The organism is Streptomyces racemochromogenes, assembly GCF_044129415.1.
In the GTDB taxonomy this organism is placed as follows: Bacteria; Actinomycetota; Actinomycetes; order Streptomycetales; family Streptomycetaceae; genus Streptomyces; species Streptomyces racemochromogenes_A.
The window spans coordinates 1-21616 of sequence record NZ_JBBDHD010000113.1 but is presented as its reverse complement, the minus strand read 5'-3'; the positions used below and the strand labels follow the sequence as shown (position 1 = coordinate 21616).

General features: G+C 76.8%; 21 protein-coding genes. 11 read left to right on the top strand and 10 right to left on the bottom strand.

The features are described 5' to 3' along the window. Positions 1-54 precede the first annotated feature (54 nt). Entirely contained in the window at positions 55-2214 is a 2160-nt protein-coding gene (locus WDV06_RS29550; RefSeq protein WP_395512859.1) for an MMPL family transporter, read from the bottom strand. Between the two features lie 325 nt (positions 2215-2539). On the opposite strand from WDV06_RS29550, the gene WDV06_RS29545 reads away from it, so the two are divergent. From WDV06_RS29545 to WDV06_RS29530, 4 genes are all read left to right on the top strand, one after another. Then, positions 2540-3727 (top strand): sensor histidine kinase, encoded by a 1188-nt coding sequence (locus WDV06_RS29545; protein ID WP_395512858.1) that lies wholly within the window; start codon positions 2540-2542, stop codon positions 3725-3727. Further along, a complete protein-coding gene (locus tag WDV06_RS29540; RefSeq protein ID WP_395512857.1) occupies positions 3724-4392 on the top strand; it encodes a response regulator in 669 nt (222 codons plus the stop codon). Before WDV06_RS29545 ends, WDV06_RS29540 begins: the two co-directional genes overlap by 4 nt. A 141-nt stretch (positions 4393-4533) precedes the next feature. Continuing rightward, positions 4534-4815 (top strand): hypothetical protein, encoded by a 282-nt coding sequence (locus WDV06_RS29535; RefSeq protein ID WP_395512856.1) that lies wholly within the window; start codon positions 4534-4536, stop codon positions 4813-4815. A gap of 54 nt (positions 4816-4869) precedes the next feature. Further along, complete coding sequence (locus WDV06_RS29530; RefSeq protein WP_395512855.1) at positions 4870-5208, top strand: hypothetical protein; 339 nt, start codon at positions 4870-4872, stop codon at positions 5206-5208. A 14-nt stretch (positions 5209-5222) separates the two neighbouring features. Here the strand turns inward: WDV06_RS29530 and WDV06_RS29525 are convergent, their stop codons facing one another. Together WDV06_RS29525 and WDV06_RS29520 are read right to left on the bottom strand one after the other, a co-directional pair. Further along, the gene (locus WDV06_RS29525) at positions 5223-5960 is read right to left on the bottom strand and encodes a hypothetical protein (protein WP_395512854.1); all 738 of its coding nucleotides are present in this window, start codon (positions 5958-5960) and stop codon (positions 5223-5225) included. A gap of 115 nt (positions 5961-6075) precedes the next feature. Then, a complete protein-coding gene (locus tag WDV06_RS29520; protein ID WP_395512862.1) occupies positions 6076-7368 on the bottom strand; it encodes an MFS transporter in 1293 nt (430 codons plus the stop codon). Between the two features lie 128 nt (positions 7369-7496). On the opposite strand from WDV06_RS29520, the gene WDV06_RS29515 reads away from it, so the two are divergent. Both WDV06_RS29515 and WDV06_RS29510 read left to right on the top strand, forming a co-directional pair. Continuing rightward, positions 7497-8597 (top strand): AI-2E family transporter, encoded by a 1101-nt coding sequence (locus WDV06_RS29515; RefSeq protein WP_395512853.1) that lies wholly within the window; start codon positions 7497-7499, stop codon positions 8595-8597. Positions 8598-8639: 42 nt separating this feature from the next. After that, positions 8640-8885 (top strand): DUF6158 family protein, encoded by a 246-nt coding sequence (locus WDV06_RS29510; RefSeq protein ID WP_395512852.1) that lies wholly within the window; start codon positions 8640-8642, stop codon positions 8883-8885. A gap of 103 nt (positions 8886-8988) precedes the next feature. On the opposite strand, the gene WDV06_RS29505 is transcribed toward WDV06_RS29510, so the two are convergent. After that, positions 8989-10323, bottom strand: a complete 1335-nt coding sequence (locus WDV06_RS29505; protein ID WP_395512851.1) for a tetratricopeptide repeat protein — start codon at positions 10321-10323, stop codon at positions 8989-8991. A gap of 158 nt (positions 10324-10481) precedes the next feature. Here WDV06_RS29505 and WDV06_RS29500 point away from each other — a divergent pair, with 158 nt between their 5' ends. Both WDV06_RS29500 and WDV06_RS29495 read left to right on the top strand, forming a co-directional pair. Further along, complete coding sequence (locus WDV06_RS29500) at positions 10482-11837, top strand: M64 family metallopeptidase (protein WP_395512850.1); 1356 nt, start codon at positions 10482-10484, stop codon at positions 11835-11837. An 823-nt stretch (positions 11838-12660) separates the two neighbouring features. Beyond that, a complete protein-coding gene (locus WDV06_RS29495; RefSeq protein WP_395512849.1) occupies positions 12661-14118 on the top strand; it encodes a hypothetical protein in 1458 nt (485 codons plus the stop codon). Positions 14119-14253: 135 nt separating this feature from the next. On the opposite strand, the gene WDV06_RS29490 is transcribed toward WDV06_RS29495, so the two are convergent. From WDV06_RS29490 to WDV06_RS29480, 3 genes are all read right to left on the bottom strand, one after another. Then, on the bottom strand, positions 14254-15294 hold the full coding sequence (locus tag WDV06_RS29490) for an NAD(P)/FAD-dependent oxidoreductase (RefSeq protein WP_395512848.1): 1041 nt from the start codon (positions 15292-15294) through the stop codon (positions 14254-14256). Next, positions 15291-15824, bottom strand: coding sequence for an isoprenylcysteine carboxyl methyltransferase family protein (locus WDV06_RS29485; protein ID WP_395512861.1), 534 nt, complete (start codon positions 15822-15824; stop codon positions 15291-15293). The genes WDV06_RS29490 and WDV06_RS29485 overlap by 4 nt, the downstream gene beginning before the upstream one ends. 79 nt (positions 15825-15903) lie before the next feature. Continuing rightward, entirely contained in the window at positions 15904-16968 is a 1065-nt protein-coding gene (locus WDV06_RS29480) for a type III polyketide synthase (RefSeq protein ID WP_395512847.1), read from the bottom strand. Positions 16969-17057: 89 nt separating this feature from the next. On the opposite strand from WDV06_RS29480, the gene WDV06_RS29475 reads away from it, so the two are divergent. Beyond that, a complete protein-coding gene (locus WDV06_RS29475; protein WP_395512846.1) occupies positions 17058-17900 on the top strand; it encodes a UbiA family prenyltransferase in 843 nt (280 codons plus the stop codon). Positions 17901-17918: 18 nt separating this feature from the next. Here WDV06_RS29475 and WDV06_RS29470 read toward each other — a convergent pair whose 3' ends face one another. Then, entirely contained in the window at positions 17919-18956 is a 1038-nt protein-coding gene (locus WDV06_RS29470) for a PHP domain-containing protein (protein ID WP_395512845.1), read from the bottom strand. 90 nt (positions 18957-19046) lie between these two features. Here WDV06_RS29470 and WDV06_RS29465 point away from each other — a divergent pair, with 90 nt between their 5' ends. Next, positions 19047-19469 (top strand): YjbQ family protein, encoded by a 423-nt coding sequence (locus WDV06_RS29465; RefSeq protein ID WP_395512844.1) that lies wholly within the window; start codon positions 19047-19049, stop codon positions 19467-19469. Between the two features lie 30 nt (positions 19470-19499). Here the strand turns inward: WDV06_RS29465 and WDV06_RS29460 are convergent, their stop codons facing one another. Together WDV06_RS29460 and WDV06_RS29455 are read right to left on the bottom strand one after the other, a co-directional pair. Next, positions 19500-20258 (bottom strand): VOC family protein, encoded by a 759-nt coding sequence (locus tag WDV06_RS29460; RefSeq protein ID WP_395512860.1) that lies wholly within the window; start codon positions 20256-20258, stop codon positions 19500-19502. A gap of 107 nt (positions 20259-20365) precedes the next feature. Beyond that, positions 20366-20917, bottom strand: a complete 552-nt coding sequence (locus WDV06_RS29455) for an HPP family protein (RefSeq protein WP_395512843.1) — start codon at positions 20915-20917, stop codon at positions 20366-20368. 271 nt (positions 20918-21188) lie between these two features. Between WDV06_RS29455 and WDV06_RS29450 the strand changes: the two genes are divergently transcribed. Further along, positions 21189-21605: a hypothetical protein gene (locus WDV06_RS29450; protein WP_395512842.1), complete on the top strand. Its 417-nt coding sequence runs from the start codon at positions 21189-21191 to the stop codon at positions 21603-21605. Positions 21606-21616 lie beyond the last annotated feature (11 nt).

Here is a 21616-nt window from a genome sequence, read left to right as displayed (position 1 = left end):
CCCCCCCCCCCCCCCCCCCCCCCCCCCCCCCCCCGGACGCCCGGGGCCCCGGGCTCAGCCGACCGGCGTCGGCTCCGGCCGCGCGTGCCGCTCCGCGCCCGGGGCCGGCGCCTTCGCCCGCGGGCGCACCGGCCACCACAGGGAGCGGCCCAGCAGGGCCGCCAGGGCCGGGACCAGGACCACCGACAGGACGAACGCCGACAGCAGGATGCCCACCGCCGTCGCGAACCCCGTCTGCTGGAGGCCCGGTTGCGGGCTCACCGCCAGGCTGCCGAAGGAGGCGGCCAGCACCAGGCCCGCCGTCGCGACCGCCGGCGCCGTGTGCCGCACCGCCCGGGCCACCGCGGCCCGCGCCGGACCGGGGCGCTCCATCTCCTCCCGGATCCGGTCGCCGATCAGGATGTTGTAGTCGGTACCGAGCGCCACCACGAAGAGGAACAGCACCAGCGGCAGCGTGAAGTCCACCCCGGGCCGCCCCAGCGCGTGCTGGAACACGAGCGTCGCCGCGCCCAGCGTGGCCGTGAACCCGAGCCCCACCGCCACCATCAGCACCACCGGTGCCAGCAGGCTGCGCAGCAGCACCAGCAGGATCACCGCGATGAGCACCGCGGCCACCGGGAAGATCACCTCCAGGTCCTCGCCCACCGCCACCGCGATGTCGGCGAAGACCGCCGCGGTGCCCCCGACATGGGCCTCGGTCCCGGCCGGCACGTGCGCCCGTACGGTCTCGCGCACCGGGCCGGCCACCAGGTCGCGGGCCCGCTGCCCGCCCGGCTCGGCCGCCAGCACCAGGTCGATGCGGGCGGCCCCGCGGTTTTCGCTGAGCACCGTCGGGGCGACCTGGCCCACCCCGGGCACCCGGGCCAGCGCCCCGGCCAGCCCGGCCACCCGCTCCGCGGTCATCGGCGCCCCGTCCTTCGCCTCCACGAACACGGTCGCCGGATCCGAGGCCCCGGCCGGCATCGACCGGGTGATCTCCTCCGCCGTCCGCGTGGCCGCGGTGCGCTCGCCGCCCGCGCCGCCCTGCCCGTAGTCCATCCGCACCCCGGCGGCCCCCGCCGTCAGCGCGCCGAGCACCACCACCGCCGCGACGGCGTGGGCCACCGGCCGCCGGGCGATCCGCTCGCCCAGCCCGCCCGCCGCACCCGCGCGGGGAGCCCGCCGCAGGGACCGCCCGGGCCAGAACATCCGGCGGCCCGTCACGGCCAGCAGCGCCGGCATCAGTGTCAGGCTGCCCAGCAGCATCACCAGGACCGCCACCGCGATGGCCGGGCCCAGCACCCGGAACTGGCCGAAGGAGGCGACCCCGAGCGTGGCGAACGCCGCGACGATCGTCAGCGCCGCCGAGGTGACCGCCGTCCCCACCCGGCCCGCGACCTCGGCCGCCGCCTCCCGGCCCGACTGCCCGGGGTGGGCGCGCAGCTGCTCGCGGAAGCGGAACAGCAGGAAGAGGAAGTAGTCGATGCCGATGCCGATCAGCACCACGTTGATCAGCCCGGGGGTGGAGGGTGCCAGGTCGATCCCGGTCAGCAGGGCCGCGCCGACCACCGCGCCCGACGCCGCCCCGCCGACGATCGTCACCGTCAGCAGCGGCAGCAGGGCCGCCGCCAGACTGCGGAACACCAGGACGTGCAGCAGCACGATCAGCCCGGTCATCGCCAGGCCGACGGCCATGGTGCGGGTCTCCTCGGCGTCGGCCGTGTCCACGGTCGTCGCCAGCCCGCCCGTGAAGCCGGTCCGCAGCCCCGCTTCCCCGAAGGCGCCGCGCGCCTGCTCCCGGAAGGCCCGGTAGGTGCCCTGAACCCCGGGATCCTGCGGATTGCCCGTCAGCTCCACCGGTATCAGCCGGAACGCCCGGTCCGGCGCCGTCGCCCCCGCCCCGATCCGGGGCACCTGGGAGTGGTCCTGCACCAGCGGCGGGTCGTCCTGCGCACGCGGCATGACCACCCGTTGCCGGGCCAGCCGCCCGGCCACCTCCCCGATCCGCCGCTCGTCGGCGCCCGTCAGCGCCGCCCCGTCCGCACGGGCCACGAGCACGGTCAGCGGGTCGGCGTCCGGCCGCAACCCGAAGTCCTCCTCGGCGATCCGCAGCGCGGCAGCCGAGTCGTAGCGCTCCGGCAGGAAACCGGCGTCACCGGACTGGGTCGCCCGGTACACGAACGCCTGGCCCAGGATGGCCAGCGCGATGCCCACCACCGCCCAGACGGCGATCACCTTCCACGCGTGTCTCGTCGAACTTCCCGTCAGGGCGCGGATCACTTCTCTCCTCCGGTCTCTGCGACGTCTCCCGCAGGACGGCCGCCTACGGGACTCCAGACCATCAGCCGGGCCGCCGTCGCGCGTCGGGGCGCGGGAGGATCCGCCCACCGGGACCCGGGTCCGGATCCCGGCCGGACCCGGGACTGGAGTCCTGGTCCGGGCCCCGACCCGCGGCCGGTGCCCCGACCAGGGGCTTTTGCCAGAATGGAGCTCCGCGCGACGGCCGCGCGCCGCCCCGGACCGGCCGGGCGGGGGCGGCCCGCGGAGAAGGCGGGGACCGATGGGCACGCGCGCCGAGCGCCTGGAGTGGACGCGGGGCGACGGACTGGTGGCGGCGGGGGCGGCGGCCACCGACCTCACCGGTCTGTCCCTCAGCGCCGTGGTGGACGGGACCCCCTTCACGGTCACCGCCGCCCTCGGACTGGTCCTCGCCGCCCTGACCCTGCTGTTCCGGCGCCGCCACCCGGTCCCGGTGCTCGGCGCCGTGCTCGCCTTGGGCATGGTGGTCAACGTCGCCACCCCGGCCGCGCCGCACTTCGGCCTGGCCCTGACCGTCGCCCTGTTCACCGTGGCCCGCCGCTGCCGGCCCGCCGTGGTCGCCGCCGCCGCCCTGGCCTCCGTGCCGCTGGCCGCCGTCGGACTGGGCGGCTCCCTGCTCCCGTCCGGCATGAACGTCCTCACCAACGCCCTCGCCGGCACCCTGGTCGTCGGCGCCGCCGTCGCCGCCAACCGCTGGCAGCGGGAGGTCGAGGCCAACCGGCAGCTGCTCGCCGAACGGGCGGTGGCCGAGGAACGCCGCAGGATCGCCCGCGAGCTCCACGACATCGTCGCCCACCACATCACCACCATGCAGCTGATGGCCGGCGGGGCCCGCGTCAGCCTCGCGCACGACCCCGGCGCGGCCCGCGAGGCCCTCGTCGTCCTGGAGGACTCCGGCCGGATGGCCCTCGGCGAGATGCGACAGCTGCTCGACGTCCTGCGGACCGGGGAGGAGACGGAGTCCGCCCCCACCGCCCCGCAGCCGGGCACCGACGACCTCCAGCGGATCGTCACGGAGTCCCGGATGGCCGGCATGGACACGGAGTTCACCGTGGACGGGGCGGTCCGCCCGCTGCCGCCCACCGTCGGCCTGACCGTGTTCCGCATCGTGCAGGAGGCCCTGACGAACGCCCGCAAGCACGCCGGGAACGCCAACGCCCGCGTCCGGCTGACGTACCGGCCCCAGGAGGTGGCCGTCGAGGTGTGCGACGAGGGGCCCGGCGACGGGCCGCCGCGCCGCTCGGCCGCCCGGCACCCCGGCCGCAGCGGGTACGGTCTGATCGGCATGCGCGAACGCGTGGCCCTGCACGGCGGCACCCTGGAGGCCGCCCCCCGCCCGGACGGCGGCTTCCGCGTCGCCGCCCGCCTCCCGGTCCCGGCGGCCGCCGCAGCCCCGGCCGGGGCAGAAGGAGAGGAAGCCCGCCCGTGATCCGGGTACTGATAGCCGACGACCAGCCGCTGGTGCGCCGCGGCCTGAGCCTGATCCTGGCGCCCCACCCGGATGTCGAGGTGGTCGGCGAGGCCGGCGACGGCGCCGAGGCGGTGGCGCTCGCCCGGGAACTCCACCCCGACGTGGTGGTCATGGACATCCGCATGCCGGTCCTCGACGGGGTCCGCGCCACCGGGGAACTCGCCCTCGCCCGCCCCGCGTCCCGGGTCCTCGCGCTGAGCACCTTCGACATGGACGAATACGTGGTCGCCGCCCTGCGCGCCGGCGCCTACGGGTTCCTGCCCAAGGACGTCTCCCCCGAGGAGCTGATCGCCGCCGTCCGCACGGTCCACACCGGAGAGGCCGCCGTCGCCCCCCGGCTGCTGACGCGGCTGATCTCCACCTACGTACGGACCACGCCGCGCGAGCCCCGGCCCGCCCCCGCGGCCCCCGCCGGACTCACCCCGCGCGAGCTGGAGATCTGGCGGCTGCTCGCCACCGGACTCGACAACGCGGAGATCGCGGCGGAACTGGACCTCAGCGTCTCCACCGTCAAGAACCACCTCACCGGGGTCTTCGGCAAGCTGGGCGTCCGGGACCGGGCGCAGGCGGTCATCGCGGCGTACGAATCGGGCCTGGTGGAGGCCGAACGGAGGAGCACGTGACGACCAACGGCCCGCAGACGGTCCGATTTCCCCCGCGGCCGCGGCTCTGACCTGCCCGGAGGCGGGAGGGTTCACCCGTGCGCAGCAGGCCTCGCGCATGGCACAGTGCCAGCAGCGCAACCTCCGGACCAGGGAGCCCACATGCCCGACCCGCACACCGTGCCGCCGGCGCCCACCGCCGCGCACCGGACCGGCCCGGGCCCACTGCCCGGCTGTCCCCGCTGCGCCACCCCGCCACGGCGGATCTCCTGGCGCCAGCGCCCCGGCGAGCCCGTCGTCCTGGTCTTCGAGCCCTGCGGGCACCGCCACACCTCGCCGGCCCCGCCCCTCCTCGCCGTCACCCCCCTCCCGCCGCCCCGTGCCGGGAGGCCGCCCGTGACCTCGTATCCTGCATCGGAGCTCACCCACGAGCAGCTTCGATGAGTCGATGGGCCGCGGCGCGCCGAGCGCCGACGCGGCGGGAACGGGAGAACCCTGATGGACGTGCAGCACTTCGAGCGGATCACCGCGTTCATCGAGGCGCGGCTCACCCCGCTGTTCGACGCGGAGACCGGAAGTGAGCGCGGCTTCGCCATGGACGACACCTCCCGCGCCCTGCGCGCCCTGCGCAACAGCGTCCTGGAGGCCTCCGCGGTCAAGGGGCTCATCGCGACGCGGGAGACGGCCGAGCCGCTCGTGCGCAAGGTCATCGACCAGTCGGTGGAGCACCACTGGGACGTGCTGCGCGGCATCGCCCGCCAGTGGGAGGACCACGCCGACTTCCGCAAGGAGTTCAAGCGCCACGCCTGGGAGCTGGACGGGGCCCCCGCCGCCTGATCCGCGGGACCGGCCTAGCGGCTGGGCGCGCCGCCGATCAGGTGGCCGATCCGGCGTTCGAGCCCGCTCCAGCGCCGGTCGTGCCGATAGGCCCGGCGCAGGGTCCGGGCCCGGGTCCTGGGGCGCCCGCCGTAGAACCGGCGGGCCCACGGTGACGCGGGCCGGGCCAGCCGCACCGCCGCGATCAGGGCGATCAGCGGCACCACCATCCCGAACACCGCGAGCCGCGGCTTGCCCTTGAACAGGGCCACCACGGCCAGCAGCAGATTGAACAGCACGGTGAGCGCGAGGAACAGACGGTTCTGCAACTGGTCCTCGGTCAGACCGTCCACGCCCAGCGGCAGGAAACCGCACAGCAGCAGCCCCGCCAGGGCCGAGGTCATGACCACCACCTCCACGCTGAGCGTGCCCTCCTCGCTCCAGTAGACGTCGCTCAGGTGCAGGATCAGCGCGAACTCGTCCAGCACCAGGCCCGTTCCCATCCCGAACAGCACGGCCGCCACCCACGCACCCCACCCCGTACGGCCGCCCGCGATCGCGGTGAAACCGCCGACGGTCATCAGGATCACCCCGGGCACGCAGTGGTGCACGTGCAGACCGCCGGGCGTGACGTTGCGGAACGGGCCCTTCCCGGCCCGGATCATGCGGGTGACCACCCGGGTCGCCACGAAGGTCACGACGAACGCCGTCAGGGCCAGGAGCAGGGGCAGCTTCCCCGGCTCCAGGATGTTGCGGTACCACCAGTCGCCCATGCCGTCACCCTCCCGGTGACGCCGGTCCGGCGCACCGCGGGGACCGCCGTTCGGGCGCCCCGGTCCCGGTCCCGGTCCCGGCGGGGGCGCGGGCCGCCGGGTCCGCCGGGCCCGCTCAGGCCGTCGTGGCCGCCGGGTCGGGCTCCGCGGCGGAGCCCTCGCGGGCCGCGCGGCGGCGCAGCGCGTCCTCGTCGGTGTCCGCGTCGTACGAGATCAGCTTCGGCAGCAGCGCGGCCAGCAGCGCCACCGAGGCGACGCACGCCAGGCCGCCGCTCCAGAACGCCGGCCGGGTACCCGTCCAGCCCGCCATCGTGCCCGCCCGGACCTGGCCGAGCTGCGGCCCGACGCTGTACGAGAGCACCTCGATCCCCGCGAGCCGCCCGCGCAGCTCCTCCGGGATCGTCTGGTTCCAGATGGTGGAGCGGCCCAGGGCGCTCAGCATGTCGCCCGCGCCCGCCGCCGCCAGGCACAGCAGCACCGGCCAGACGTGGGAGAACCAGCCCGCCGCGGCGATCGCCAGACCCCACGCGGCCGCACCGAACACCACCAGCAGCCCGTGCCGCCGCACCCGGGACACCCAGCCGCTGGTCAGCCCCAGCACCAACGAGCCCACCGCGCCCGCCGCGTACATCAGCCCGAGCGCCCACTCGGCGTCGAGCTCGTCCGCCAGGAACGGGAAGATCGTGTTGGGGAACGCGAAGAACATCGCGGCCAGGTCCACGGCGTACGTGCCCAGCAGCACCGGCCGGCTCCACGCGTACCGCGCTCCCTCGGCTATCGACCGCAGCGAGGGCCGCTCCGCGCCGCCCGCGGGCGGGGCGGGTCGCAGCCGCGCGCACAGGGCCACCGACACGGCGAAGCCCACGACGGTCACCGCGTACGCCGAGGCGTACCCGGCGTAGGCGACGACCACCCCGGCCAGCGCCGGTCCGGCGATCGCCCCGGACTGGTAGCGCAGCGCGTTCAGCGCGGCGGCGGCCGTCAGTTGGTCGTGCGGCACGATCCGCGCCATCAGCGAGTCCAGCGCGGGCCGCTGGAGGCCGCTCAGCGCCGACACGCCCGCGGCCACCACGTACAGCGGCCACAGCATCGGGTCCGGCAGCAGCGCGTTGACCAGCAGCACCAGCGCCAGCAGCCCGAGCCCGGCCTCGGTCAGCAGGATCAGCCGCCGCCGGTCCACCGCGTCCGCGAGCGCGCCCCCGTACAGTCCGCACACCACCAGCGGCACCAGCTCCACCGCACCCATCGCGCCGACCGCCAGCGGCGAGTCCGTCAGGTGCTTGATCTGCAGCGGCAGGGCGATCATCGCCATGAACGAGCCGAAGAAGGTGACCGTGCCCTGGAAGAAGAGGAGCCGGAAGTCGCGGCTGGAACGCCAGGGGGACAGATCGGGCAGTACGGAAGACAGGCGGGAGCTACTCACAACGCGCCATCGTGCGGGCCCGCCGCGCACTCCAGCAACGGATTTTCTCCCCGGACGGGTCAAATCGGGACCCGGCGCGTGGCACCGGCCGCTCCCGGTGGCACCCATGGGACATGCCGCCGGTGTCCCCGTTCCTGCGTACGGCAGCGTCCCACGCCTGGCGCCTGCTGGTCGTCGGGGCTGCCGTCTACGCGGTCTTCGTGGTCCTGGGCCGCTTCCACGAGATCGGCGTCGCCCTCTTCCTGGGCCTGGTGATCACCGCGCTGCTGTCACCGCTGTCGCGCCGGCTCGCCCGCGTGATACCGCGCTCGCTGGCGGTGGCCGTCAGCCTGATCGGCAGCGCTTGCCTGCTGCTGGGCGTGCTCGCGCTGGTCGGCGAGGCGGTGGCGGGGGAGAGCGAGAACCTGGTCAGGGAGTTCCGTGACGGGCTCGTCAGCATCCAGAAATGGCTGGAACGGCCGCCGCTCCGGCTGGGGTCGGAGGCCGTCAGCGACCTCCAGTCCCGCGTCGGGGAGTACGTCTCGTCCCACCGCTCCACCCTGCTCAACACGGCCGTCAGCGGCGCCGGGCAGGTGGTGCAGGTGCTCACGGTGCTGGCCCTCGCGGTGTTCTCCTCCGTCTTCTTCCTGCACGGCGGCGACCGGCAGTGGGCCTGGTTCCGCGCACAGCTGCCCGAGGGGGTGCGCGAGCGGGTGGGCGTCGCCGGGCGCGCGGCGTGGCGCACCTTCACCGGCTACACGCACGGGATCGTTCTGGTCGCCGCCACCAACGCGGCCCTCGTCGGGCTCGCGCTCTACCTCCTGGGGGTCCCGCTGGCCCTCCCGCTGGCCCTCCTGGAGTTCTTCGCCGCCTTCGTCCCCCTGATCGGCTCGCCGATCGCCCTCGCGGTCGCCGCGGTGGTCGCGCTGGCGGCGAAGGGGCCGCTCATCGCGGGCGTGGTGGTCGCGCTCATCGTGGTGATCGGACAGATCGAGGGCCACCTGCTGCATCCGCTGGTGATGAGCTGGGCGGTGGCGCTGCACCCGCTGGTCGTCGCGGTCTCGGTGGTCGCGGGGGCCATCGCGGCGGGAGTGGTCGGCGCGGTGGTCGCCGTACCGCTGGTCTCGGTGACCTGGTCGGTGCGCAGCGCCCTGCGCGCCCACGCCGCCGCGGCGGCGTCACCCCTGCCGCCGCCGCAGCCGCCGCCCGTGGGGGACGCCGGGCCGGACGGCTGAACGGGCGCGACGCGTCTACCGTAGGACGTGGAGGTGGTTGCCATGGCAGAGCGCTCCGGCGGAGCGGCGCCGCGCAAGCTGGAGGAGGACCGGTTGCTGAAGGAACTGGAGACCATCCACCGCACCCGCCACGAGACCCTGCTCCACGGCTCGGACGACGCGCTGGCCACGCATACGCAGCGGCTGAAGGAGCTGGAGGAGGAGTACCTCCGGCGCCACCCGCACCGCGCCCCCGCGTCGGGCCGCACCCGAGAGGGCGCCCGGGCGCGCGCCTCGGGCGAGGTGTAGTTCCCCGCCCCGCCCCTCCTCCGTTCCCCGGGGCGAGCCCCGGACCCCGTACGCGCGCTTCGTAGGCGCGGGGAGGCCGGAGCCGCGGCAGCCGGACACGGCCTCAGCGGAACGCGGGGGCCGCCGGGGCCGGCCCCAGGGTGGTGGTGCCGGGGGCCGCGCGGTGGCCGAGCCCGGTGCGGTAGGCGTCCAGCGCCGCCTCCGTCCGGCCACCCCTGCGCAGCAGATCGCCCAGCAGCCGGCACAGGTCCGCCAGGTCCCCGCCCGCCCCGCTCCGCTCCAGCAGCGCCAGCGCCCGTACGTAGTGCTCCTCGGCCGCCTCCGCGTCCCCCCGCTCCTCGGCGATCAGCCCGAGCAGCCGGTGCGCCCCGCCCGCGTGCACCGCGCCCGGGTCCGAGCCCTCCGCCAGCAGCCCCGACACCAGTTCGGCCGCCTCCTCGTACCGGCCCAGGCGCCGCAGCACGTCCGCCAGCTCCACCTCCACCTGCGCCGTGTACAGCGCGGCCCGCCGGGCCGTGAGCATCTCCCGGGCGATCCGCAGCTCCCGCTCGGCCGCCGCGAGCTCCCCGTGCTGCGCCTGGACGTAGCCCCGCATCCAGTGGCAGTGCGCCAGATCGGTGCGCAGCCGCAGCTGCCGGTAGACGGCCTGGGCCTTCGCCAGTGAGGCGTCGGCGTCCGCCACCCGGCCCTCGGCGAGGAAGGTGCGGGCCACCTGCCGGTGCATCCCCGCCACCAGGGCCGGATCCGCGACCTGCGGGGCCAGCGCGAGCGCCAGCTCCGCCGCGTGCGCCGCGCGGGCGTGGGCCCCCATGTCGATGTAGGGGCCGATCACCGCCGAGTACAGCAGCACCAGCGCCTCCGGGTCGGCGAGCCCGCCCGCGTTGAGGCCGTCGATCGCGGACTCCAGCAGGTAGCAGGCGTAGCGCAGTTCCCCGGCCAGCAGGTGCGCGACGGCCCTGCCGCGGATCGGCCGGGCCCGGCGGGGGAGCGGCTCCCCGGCCAGCAGGTGCTCCGCCGCCTCGAAGTGCCCGGCCGCCTCGCTCAGTTCACCGGCCTCCAGGGCGCAGTCGCCGAGCCCCAGCAGGGCCTCGGCCCGCTCGTCGGCCAGCCCGAGGCGCTCCGCCTCGGCGAGCAGCCGCCGGAAGTGGCCGCAGGCCTCCCGGGCCGAGCCGGTGGCGAGGGTCCGCTGGGCGTCGGTCAGGGCCAGGCGCAGTTCCGTGGCCAGGGTGGCCGGACGGCCGGTGGCCAGCTCCTCGTACGAGGTGCCCAGCCGCCCGGCGAGGAACCGCAGCGCGGTCTCCGAGGGCCGGACCTTGCCCGCCTCCAGGGTGGACACGTACGCCGGGGTGTACGCGGGCTCCGCCAACTGCCGCTGCGTCAGACCGCGTTCACCGCGCAGCCGCTGAACCCGGCGCCCGATCTCGGCCGGTTCGTCCATGAACTCCCCCTGTCGTCCACGAGGTTTCCTCAACTCCCCAGTATCCGGCGGGAGTCAGCCATTGCGCACGCCCTCGGGCGCCCCTTAGTTTAAGCAGCCGGTTCAGCCGAGTTAACCGAGTACTTAACCCCCCACTCCCTGCCCCGGCGGAGGACTTCATGCAGAGAACCTTCCGAACGGCCCTGCGCGCGGCGCTCGCGGCCGCCTGCGCGAGCGCCGCGCTCCTGTCCGCGTCGGCCGTACCCGCCGGAGCGGCCCCGCCCGCCGGCCCGACCGCCCGGCCGGGCGTCGAGGTCGAGATACCCGGGCCGGAACACGGCGGCGAAGCCGGGTCGGGCCGCACGCGGGTGCCCGCCGCCGGACGGGGGAAGCCCGCCGGCCGCCTCTCCGAGTCGGCGCGGGCCGCCGACGGGCAGGTCACCAAGACGGTCGACAACGGCCCCACCTCCGACCGGCTCGACGTGGTCTTCGTCGGCGACGGCTACACCGCCGCCGAGCTGGACCGCTTCCACGCCGACGTCCGCGCGAAATGGGCCGAGGTCACGGCCGTGGAGCCCTACACCACCTACCGCGACCTCTTCAACGTGTGGACCGTGGACGCCGTCTCCGCCCAGTCCGGGGTCTCCGGCGACCCCGGCCCGGACACCGTCCGCGACACCGCCCTCGGGTCGTACTTCTGGTGCGACTCCATCGAGCGGCTGCTCTGCGTGGACCAGCCCAAGGTGGACGCGTACGTGGCCAAGGCGCCCGCCGCCGACCTGGTCATCGTCCTCGCCAACAGTGCCAAGTACGGTGGCGCCGGCTACAACGAGCCCAGCCCCACCCTCGGTTACGAGGGCATCTCCACGGCCTCCGCCGGCCACCCCAAGTCCGGCCAGGTCGCCATCCACGAGACCGGCCACTCCCTCGGCAAGCTCGCCGACGAGTACTTCTACCCGGGCGTCCCCGGCTACGAGAAGTACACCGGCCCCGAACCTGCCGACCCCAACACCTCCACCCTGGACGCCGGGGCGATGGCCGCGCAGTGGGCCAAGTGGTACCGCTGGCTCGGCGAGAGCTCACCGGACGGCGGCACCGTCGGAGCCTACGAGGGCGGCGGCTACTACGTGACCGGCCTCTACCGGCCCACCGACAACTCGATCATGAGGGTGCTGGGCAAGCCCTTCAACCTCCCCGGCGTCGAGGCGATGATCGCCGGCTTCCAGCGGCACACCCGTCTCGTCACGCCCCTCACCCCCACCGACCGGACCCTGCGGCTGGGCCGCACCGCGAAGGCCGCCGTCGCGCACCTGGCCTCCGCCGACGGGCGCCAGCCGACGGTCCGCTGGTACCTCGACGGCCGCGAGCTGGGGCGCTTCGCCGGCCGGACCCAGGTGCGGGTCGCCGACCTGTGGCTGCTGGACCTGCGCACCCACAAGCTGTCGGTGACCGTGGAGGACCGCACCCCCGCCGTCCGCGACCCCGAGCTCGCCCGCAGCCTGTCCTCCACCGTGACCTGGGACGTCAGGCTGTAGCGGCGGGAGAGCCCGTGCGGGCGAAGCGGGTCCGGTACCCGGCCGTGGTGCGGAGCTGTGGGCCGCCCCGAACGGCAAGCCCGCCGGCCCCGCCAGGCCGGTGGAGTTCGGTGCGCCGCTGTCGCCGAACAGATGGCCGTGCACCGGCACCTGCCGGCCCGGCGCCCGGCTGTCGGGCAGCGGCGTGGCGCGGCCGATCGCGGCCGCGGGGAACGCCCCCTCCTCCGAGCCGCTGATCCCGCCCCCGCCCCCGCGCGGCGGGGGTCGTCGGCGCAGCGGACCCGTCGGAGGGGCGGCGTACGGGATCCCCTCGAACCTGTCGTACGCCCCGTGCGCCCGCCCGCGCACCGGCCCCCGGCGGTCGCCACGGCGGGCCGCCCCGCGCTCCCGACCCGCCGCCCGCCCCGACGGCCCGGATCCGCCGGCGCAGGGCAGCAGCGACGCCACGACCGCCGGCAGCGCCCCCGGCACCCTGCGCACCAGGCGCCCCCGGCCGCGCCGGCCGGCCCTCCTGAACGAACGCCCCTTCCTCGCCGGGTGCTGCCGGACCGACGCCGGGCCGGACCGCCCTGCGGGCGGCGGGAAGGCGGCGGTCGGCGCCGGGGAGCGCCACTGTGCCCCGCCCGCCGCCGTGTGGGCCGCCCCGGGCCCGGTGTGTCCGGGCCGGTGCCCCGGACATACCGGGGGAGCCCCCCGTTTGCCCGCCCCGAATGGCGCAGTGCGGGCCCGTGCCGCTCAATGTCACCAAGCGTGCGCTTCCTATAACGCACGATGACCGGCGCGCGATTGCGTAGACCCGCGCGTCGGCGAGACGGAGCTTTCCATGAATGACCCCAGCACCCTCGCGGCGGCGGAACCCGGCGACCGCGACGGCCTCCACGCCCCCACCCCGGAACCGACCGACGACCCCCTTCACGCACCCCCGCCCCCAGCCCTCGCCGAACCTCCCGCACGCGTCCCCCTCCTCGACCCGCACGCCGACCAGCCGCCCCGGGGCCCGGATTCCCCCTCCGGTCCATGGCCGTCCCCCGCGGCCGCCGCGGCCCGGCCCGGACCCGGCGCGTCGCCCCGGGCCGGCCTCGGGCTCCCCGCGGAGCCCGCGGCGCACCGCGCCGGGCCCTACGACCCCCGGCCCACCGCACCGGCCGCCGCGTTCCGCGCCGACCTACGGCCCCTCCCGGAGCGGACCGCCTCCGACGCCGAAACGCCTTCCGCGGACCGGGCGGCCCCCGGATCCGACCTCCCGCAGGCGCCCGCAGGCCGGAGCGGGCCCGCACCCTCCCCGCAGGAGCGCCCCACGGTCCAGTGGGACCGCCCCGACCCCGAGCCCCCCGGGCCCGCTGCCCCGGCCCCTCCCCACACCGAGCCGCTCCGCACCCTGCTGGAGACGGCCGCCACCTGCCGGCCCGTCGAGGAGGTGACCGCGCTGGTCGGCCTGCTGAAGGACTCGGGCCGGCTCGCGAACCCCGGGCACGACGCCCTCCGCGCGGCCGCCGTCGCCCGGCCGGTCGACGAGGTCCGCCGGATGGTCGCCCTGCTGGGCGAGCACCCCGACGAGGAGGCCGAGGCGGACATCGCCCTGCGGGCGGCCGCCGTGGGCCGGCCCATCGAGGACGTGGCCCTGCTGGCCACCATCCTCGACCCCGAAGGCCCCGGCGCGGCGCCCGCGCCCGGCGCCGACGCCGACCCCGCGCCCGCTCGGGAGTCCGCTCCGGCGGCCCGGCCGACGGGCCCGGCGGACCCGGCCGAGGCGGCCGTCCGGCCCGGCCGTCCCCCGGCCGCGGCACCGGCCCCGCCGCCGGCGCCCGTTCCGCAGCCCCCGCCGGTCCGCTCCGCCCGGCCCGCACCCGCCACGGCCGACGCCATAGCGGAACGCGCGGCCCGGCGCGGGGGCGTGCTGGGCCACGTGCTGCGCTGGCCGACCGCCGCCGCCCTGCTGTTCTGCGGGGTGCTGCACCTGCCCGGGAACCTCGCCGAACCGCCCGCCCCGGGTCGGCTGCTGCCCCTGGCGGTGGCCCTGCTCTGCCTGCCGCTCGGCGCCCTCCTGGCCGTCCGGGACACCCCGGCGGTGTGGCGGGGGGCGGCGGTGGCGGCACTGGCCGTGGTGGCGCTGCACATCGTGGGCGGGGTGGCCTTCTTCAACCCCCTCGACGGCACCCTCGGCGCGCCCTATCCGTGGGCCGGTGTGGCGGCGGTGCTCGGCGCCGGCGCGACAGCGGTCCTGGCCGGCCTCGCACTGGCGTACCGTCCGTCCCGCCCCCGCCCGGACGAAGGAGCCTGACCCCGCCGCGGAACCCCCGGCCGCCCACCCCGCGCGGCCGGGGGTTCCCCGCACACGGGCGCGCGCCGCCACCGGAGAAGGAAGCCGAGCCGGGGGTGCGTGTGCGGGCGGGCCTCGTGCGGCCCGCCCGGGGTGTCAGTCCGCCAGGAGGTTCACCGCCCCCGTGAAGACCCGCGGCATCCGCGCCGCCAGCGTCACGATCCGGGCCGCCAGCGGGGGCCGGCGGCGAGCCCAGAGCAGGGACGACGTCAGGGCGCGGTAGCCGCGTGAGAGGTCCCGCCAGGCCCGCTCGTACTCCTGCGGCCGGCCCGCGCGCACGCAGCGGACGAGTTCCCCCGCGGCCGCCACCGCCAGGGTCAGCCCCTCCCCGGTCAGCGCGTCCACGTACCCCGCCGCGTCCCCCACGAACAGCACCCGCCCCGCCACCCGGCTCCGCGCCCGCTGGCGCAGCGGCCCGGCGCCGCGCACCCCCGCACCCGGACCGGACGGTGGCGGCGCCGGCAGCCGGGACGCCAGCAGCGGGAAGCGGCCCAAGTGGACGTCGAACGGCGCCTGCTCCGAGGTGAGCACCGCCACCCCGATCCGGTCCGGCCCCAGCGGGGTCACGTACGCCTCCGCGCCGGGCCCCCAGTGCACCTCGACCAGGTCGCTCCACGGGGGGACCGCGTAGTGGCGGCGCAGCCCGTAGCGGGCCGGCCGCCCCGGCACGGCCGGCACCGCCAGGCCCAGCCCGCGCCGCACCGGCGAGTGCAGCCCGTCCGCCGCCACCAGGTACCGGGCCGTCAGCCCGGCCGCCCACACCCGCCGCCCGTCCTGGCGGACCTCCCCGACGCGCCTGGCGAGCACCCGTACGCCCAGCTGCGCCGCACGCTCGGCCAGCGCGGCCTGGAGGTCCGTACGCCGGCACCCGCGCCCCGGGCCGGCGCGGAAGAGCCCCTCCGCGCGCAGCCCCGTCACCCCGTCCACGTAGCGGATGCCGCGGAATGCGCGGCCCGGCGCCGTCACGCCCAGCTCCTCGAACCGCCGGACGGCCCCCGGCATCAGCCCCTCCCCGCAGGCCTTGTCGATCGGTGTGGGACGCGGCTCCAGCACCACCGCCTCCAGCCCGGCCAGCGCCCCGTGGATCGCGGTCGCCAGCCCCGCCGGGCCGCCCCCGGCCACGAGCAGGTCGATCACCGCACCAGGCCCAGCAGCGGATCGGCGGTACGGGCGTAGGTGAGCGCGCTGTTCTCACAGCGGATCCGCACCCGCAGCAGCAGGGCGTTGAGCAGGGTGAACGCGAGCGCGGTCATCCAGGCGGTGTGCACCAGCGGCAGCGCCACCCCCTCCAGCACCACCGCCGCGTAGTTGGGGTGCCGCAGCAGCCGGTACGGTCCCGCCGCCACCAGCGGCAGCCCGGGCACCACGATGACCCGGGTGTTCCAGCGCGGGCCCAGGGACAGGACGCACCACCAGCGCAGCCCCTGCGCCGCCACCAGCACGGCCAGGGCGGGCCAGCCGAGCGCGGGCAGGAACGGCCGGTGCACGGCCTCCGCCGCACAGCCCGCCAGCAGGGCGGTGTGCAGGACGACCATGGCGGGGTAGTGGCCGCGGCCGTACTCGCGGCCGCCGCGCGCCAGGCTCCAGGCGGCGTTGCGGCCGGCCATGGCCAGCTCGGCCAGCCGTTCGGCGGCGACCAGCGCGAGGAGGAGGAAGTACCAGGACAGCGGGGTGGCGGAGTGGATCGAAAGCGTCGAAAGGGTCGAAGGCATCGAAGACGTGGACGCGATCAGCGGCATGGGCACCTCACCAGCGCAGCAGGACGAGTTCGGAGGCGAAGCCCGGACCGAAGGCGAGCATCAGCCCCACCGATCCGGGCGCGGGCGGTCCGGCGGCCTGGACGGCGCCGAGGACGTGCAGGACGGAGGCGGAGGAGAGGTTCCCGACGGCAGCCAGCGAACGGCGGCTGGCCCCGAGGGCGTGCTCGGGCAGCCCCAGGGAGCCGGCCAGCACGTCCAGGATCCTCGGGCCGCCCGGATGGCAGACCCAGACGTCGACGTCGGCGGGCTTGAGGTCGTGTCCGGCCAGGAAGGACTCGACCTCCTCGACCACGTGCAGTCCGACCAGCTCGGGCAGCTCCCGGCCCAGCACCATGCGCAGGCCCCAGTGCCCGATGTCCCAGCCGAGGAGGTGCGCGCTGCCCGGGTAGAGCCGGCTGCGCGCGTCCACCACCCACGGCCCGCCGGGGCCGTCGTGCAGGGGGTGCTCCGCCCCCACCGCGACCAGGGCTCCGGCCCCGTCCCCGAAGAGGGCGCCCGCCACCAGGTTCGCCATCGAGGTGTCGGCCGGCTGGAGGGTCAGCGAGCACAGCTCCGCCGACAGCAGCAGGGCGGCCTGCCCCGGCCGTCCGGCCAGCTGCTCGTGCAGCATGCCCAGCCCGGCGGCGCCCGCCGCGCAGCCCAGCCCGAAGAGCGGGACGCGCCGTACGTGGGGCCGCAGCCCGGTCCGTTCCGCGAGCCGGGCCTCCAGGGAGGGGGTGGCGAGCCCGGTGACGGTCGTCGACAGCACCAGGCCGATGTCCGGCGCCGCCACGCCCGCGCCCGCGAGGGCGGCACCGACCGCCTCGGCGCCGAGCTCCAGGGCCGTGCGGAGGAAGAGGGCGTTGGTGGTGCCGAAGTCGGCGTCCGGCCCGCCGTAACGTTCCAGCGGCTGCGCGAGGTGGCGGGAGTCGACCCGCACCGAGGCGTGCACCCGGCGCAGCAGGGCGGCATCGGCGCCGGGCGGCAGGCACCGGACCAGCGCCTCCGTGATCTGGGCCTGCGGGTACAGGTGGGGCGGGAACACGCTGCTCACCGCCAGGACACGGGTCATTGGCCCAACATAGGGAAGAACGGGGCGAACCGGGGCGAAGCGCGCGAGGGGTGGGACAGGAACCTGCCGCCTCGGCGTAGCGTGACGCCGTGCCCGCCCCCTCCTCCGCCTTCCCCCTGCCGACGGTCCCGGTGGGCGGCCTGCTGCGCGCCTGCCACCCGCTCCCGGCGGCCGCCGTCACCCTCTTCGCCGGGGTCCTCGCGGCCGCCGCCGGGCGCGGACCCGCCGGCACCGCCCTCACGGCCGGGGCCGTGGCGGCCGGGCAGCTCTCGGTGGGCTGGTGCAACGACCGCGTCGACCTGCGGCGCGACCGGGCCGTCGGCCGCAGGGACAAACCCCTGGCCACGGGCGGGGTGCCGGCCGGCGCCGTGACCGCCGCCGCCCTCACGGCGCTGGCCCTGTGCGTACCGCTGTCGCTGGCCGCGGGCCCGGCGGCCGGCGCGGCGCACCTCGCCGGGGTCGCAGCCGCCTGGGCGTACAACCTGCGGCTCAAGGGCACGGCCGCCTCGTGGGTCCCGTACGCCCTCGCCTTCGGGCTGCTCCCGGCCTTCGTCACGCTCGGCCTGCCCGGCGCGCCCTGGCCGCCGCCCTGGCTCACCGCCGCCGCCGCACTGCTCGGCGCCGCCGCCCACTTCGCCAACGTCCTGCCCGATCTCGCCGACGACCTCGCCACCGGCGTCCGCGGCCTGCCGCACCGGCTCGGGGCCCGCCCCTCGGCGGCGCTCGCCGCGCTGCTCGTCCTCGGCTCGGCCGCCCTCCTGGTCCTGGGCCCGCCGGGGCACGTCACCCCGTACGGCTGGACCCTCCTCGCCCTGACCGGCGCCCTGCTCCTGGGCACCGCCGCGGCCCCGGGCCGCACCCCGTTCCTGGGGGTGATGGCGGTGGCGACGGCCGACGTCCTGCTGCTCCTGGCCCGCAGCGGGGGCCGGTAGACCAGGCCCCCGTGCGGGCTACGCCGGGGCCCGCCGGGTGCGGGTCCAGGCCAGGAGGGTGTCGGCGGGCCAGGTGTTGACCACCCGCTCCGGCGGGACCCCGCACTCCACGGCCCGTCCGCAACCCAGGATCTGCCAGTCGAGCTGGCCCGGGGCGTGGGCGTCGGTGTCGATCGCGAAGAGGACCCCGGTCTCCACCGCCAGGCGCAGCAGCCGGCGGGGCGGGTCCAGGCGTTCGGGGCGGCTGTTGACCTCGACGGCCGTACCGGACTCCGCGCAGGCCGCGAACACGGCCTCCGCGTCGAACGTGGACTCCGGACGGGTCCGGCCGGTCACCAGCCGGCCCGTGCAGTGCCCGAGGACGTCCATCAGCGGGTTGCGCACCGCCGCCAGCAGCCGCCGCGTCATCGCCGGCGACTCCATCCGCAGCTTCGAGTGCACGGACCCCACCACCACGTCGAGCCGTTCCAGCAGCTCCGGCTCCTGGTCGAGCGAACCGTCGAGGAGGATGTCGCACTCGATCCCGGTCAGCAGCCGGAACGGCGCCCACCGCTCGTTCAGCTCCGCCACCACCTCCAGCTGCTGGCGCAGCCGCTGCGCGGTCAGGCCCCGCGCGACCGTCAGGCTCGGCGAATGGTCCGTCAGCACCGCCCACTCGTGCCCGAGCCCGGCGGCGGCCCGGCCCATCGCCTCGATCGGGCTCCCGCCGTCCGACCAGTCCGAGTGCAGGTGGCAGTCCCCGCGCAGCGCCGCGCGCAGCGCGACGGCGGCGGGGCCGGGCGGCGGACCCGCGGGCAGCGCCGCGGCCTCGTCCTCCAGCACCCGCAGGTACTGCGGGACCTCCCCGAGCAGCGCCTCCCGCACCACCTGCGCGGTCTTCGGCCCGATCCCCTTGACCGCCTCCAGCGTTCCGGCGGCGGCCCGCTCGGCCGTCTCCGCCTCGCCCATACGGGTCAGCGCCGAGGCGGCCGTCCGGAAGGCGCGGACCCGGTACGTGGGCGCCTGCGCGCGCTCCAGCAGGAAGGCGATCCGGTCCAGCGCCGCCACGGGGTCCATGGGAACCTCCTCACGCAGCCAGTGTCCCGGCTGACCCGCGGGGCGGCGAGCGCGCGGCGCCGCGCCGACGGGTGCGCGATCATGGACCACATGTCCGACCGATTCACCACCCGGATCCTCGACCTGACGACCGGCCGCGCCGAGACCGTCACCGACCTGACCCGCGACTGCGAGCGCTTCCTCGCCGAGGAGGCGGCCGGCCGCGACGGCCTGCTCAACGTCTTCGTCCCGCACGCCACCGCCGGCATCGCCGTGATCGAGACGGGCGCCGGCAGCGACGACGACCTGCTGGAGGCGCTGCGCGCCCTGCTTCCGGCCGACGACCGCTGGCAGCACCGGCACGGCTCCCCGGGCCACGGCCGTGACCACGTCCTGCCCGCCTTCGTCCCCCCGCACGCCACCCTGCCGGTCGTCGGCGGCCGGCTCCGGCTGGGGACCTGGCAGTCCGTCTGCCTGGTCGACACCAACAAGGACAACCCCGACCGGCAGGTGCGGCTGAGCTTCCTGGGCTGAACCGGGCCCTGCGGCCCCGGGCCGGTGCGGTCAGCCCGCCGCCTCGGGGTCCGGCCCCGTGACCCGCTCGGTGAGGGTGAACAGCGCCCCGTCCGGGTCGCGCAGCATGATCGAGCGCTCCTTGCCGTCCGAGGTGACCACCGAGACCGTCCGGCCGCCGAGGTCCAGGGCCGCCTCCACGGCGGTATCCAGTTCGGGCACGCGGAAGTGGACGTGCCAGCGCGGCCGGGTGTGCGGGGTGTAGGCGCCGACCTCCACGGGGCCGCTGTCCAGCCGGGCCACCGGCTCCCCGCCCTGGCGCAGGACGACCTGCTCCTCCTCGTAGCTGACCTCGCAGCACCCGGTGCGGCCCGTGGCCCACTCCAGTACCTCCCCGTAGAACAGGGCCGCGTCGAAGGCGTTGCGGGTGCGCAGCTCCAGCCAGGCGGGCGCCGGGCCCAGTCCCACGCGCCAGCCCGCGGAGACCGGCCCCTGCCAGATGCCGAACACCGCCCCGTCGGGGTCGGCGACCAGGGCCGCCCGTCCGCCGCCCGGGAACGAGACCGGGCCCACCGCCACCGTGCCGACCCGCTCGCGGATCCGGGCCGCCGCCACGTCGACGTCGTCGACGGCGAAGTACGGGGTCCAGGCCACCGCCACGGCCAGGTCTCCGGCCAGCGCCCCGATCCCGGCGACCGGTACGCCGTCCAGCACGGCCACCGAGAAGGCCGACCCGAACCGGGCGGGACGGTACGTCCAGCCCACGACCGCCCCGTAGAAGCGCTGGGAGGCCTCCAGGTCGCGGGCCATCAGACTGACCCAGCAGGGGGCCCCGAACACGTCCTTCGTCGAAATCTCCACGGACTAGGAGTAGCGCCCGGGCCCCCTCGGTGCGGCGCAGGCGCGCCCGCAGGTCATCACCACCAGTAGGCGGGGTACCTCGGGGCGGCGCGGCGGACCCGGGACCCGGCGTACCCGGTGAGCACAAGGAGCACCGTCGAGCCGAAGAGCAGCGGGACGAACCGGGCCGGCGCCGGGGCCTGGAGGACGGTGACCACGGCCGTGGCCACGGCGGGGGAGTGCGGGGTGCGGGCGAGGGTCAGCAGGGCCAGCGTGAGCCCGGCCGCCACGGCCGCCGCCCAGGCGGAACCGCCCGCGGCCGCCAGCACGGCGTAGCCGCAGGCCGCGCCGACCAGGTGGCCGACGATCACCCCGCGCGGCTGGGCCAGGGGCAGGGTGGGGGCGCTGTGCACCAGGGCTGCACTGGCCGCGAGCGGGGGTATCAGCACCGGCTCGTGGATCGCCGCGCCGATGGCGACGAGGGCCAGCAGCACCGTCGTGACGGCGCTGACGCTGTGGAACGCCGCGAGGGCACTCGGCCGGGGCGGGGCGCCGGGCGGGGCGGTGGACGGGGCGGCGGGCGCTGCCGGGGCGGCGGCCGTGGGAGTACCGGGGGTGGCGACAGACATGCGGAGGCGGGGTTTCGGTGCGGGGCCGGGGACGCGGAGGGCGGGCGGCCGCACCCTTCGCGGTGGTCGACCGGAGGGCGGGGCCGCGCGGCCGGCACGTGTGCGGCCGACGCGATCCGGACATGACTGTATCGGCCACGAGGGCACGGCCGGCCACCGGGGGGAGGAGCGCAGGCACCCGAGGCGGCGGCGCGGCGAACCGCGGCCGCGGACCGGACGTGACCACGGAAGAAGGCGACGCCACGCCGGCGGCGGGGAAGGAGCAGCCCCCATGACGACCCACTCCGGCCCCGACGGGGCCCCGACGGACCTCGACGCGGTGATCGCCGAAGCCCCCGAGGACGCGACCGGGGCCCTGTGGCGGCTGACCGGGGCCGGGCGCGGCCTCGACTCCAACCTGGTCCGGCTGCGACCCGGCGCGGCCGTCGCGGAGCACGCCGAACCCGTCCTCGACGTCCTGCTCGTGGTCCTGGCGGGCGGCGGCCGGCTCGACACGCCGGACGGGACGCACCCCCTGCGGCCCCATGCGGCGTGCTGGCTCCCGCGCGGCAGCCGGCGCTCCCTGACCGCGGGGCCCGAAGGCCTGGCGTACCTGACCGTGCACACCCGCCGCCCCGGCCTGGGCATCGCCCCCTCCACCGAGGACAACCGGCGGGTCCTCGCCGTCCTCGCCTACCTGCGCCGCTGACGGCCCCGGCG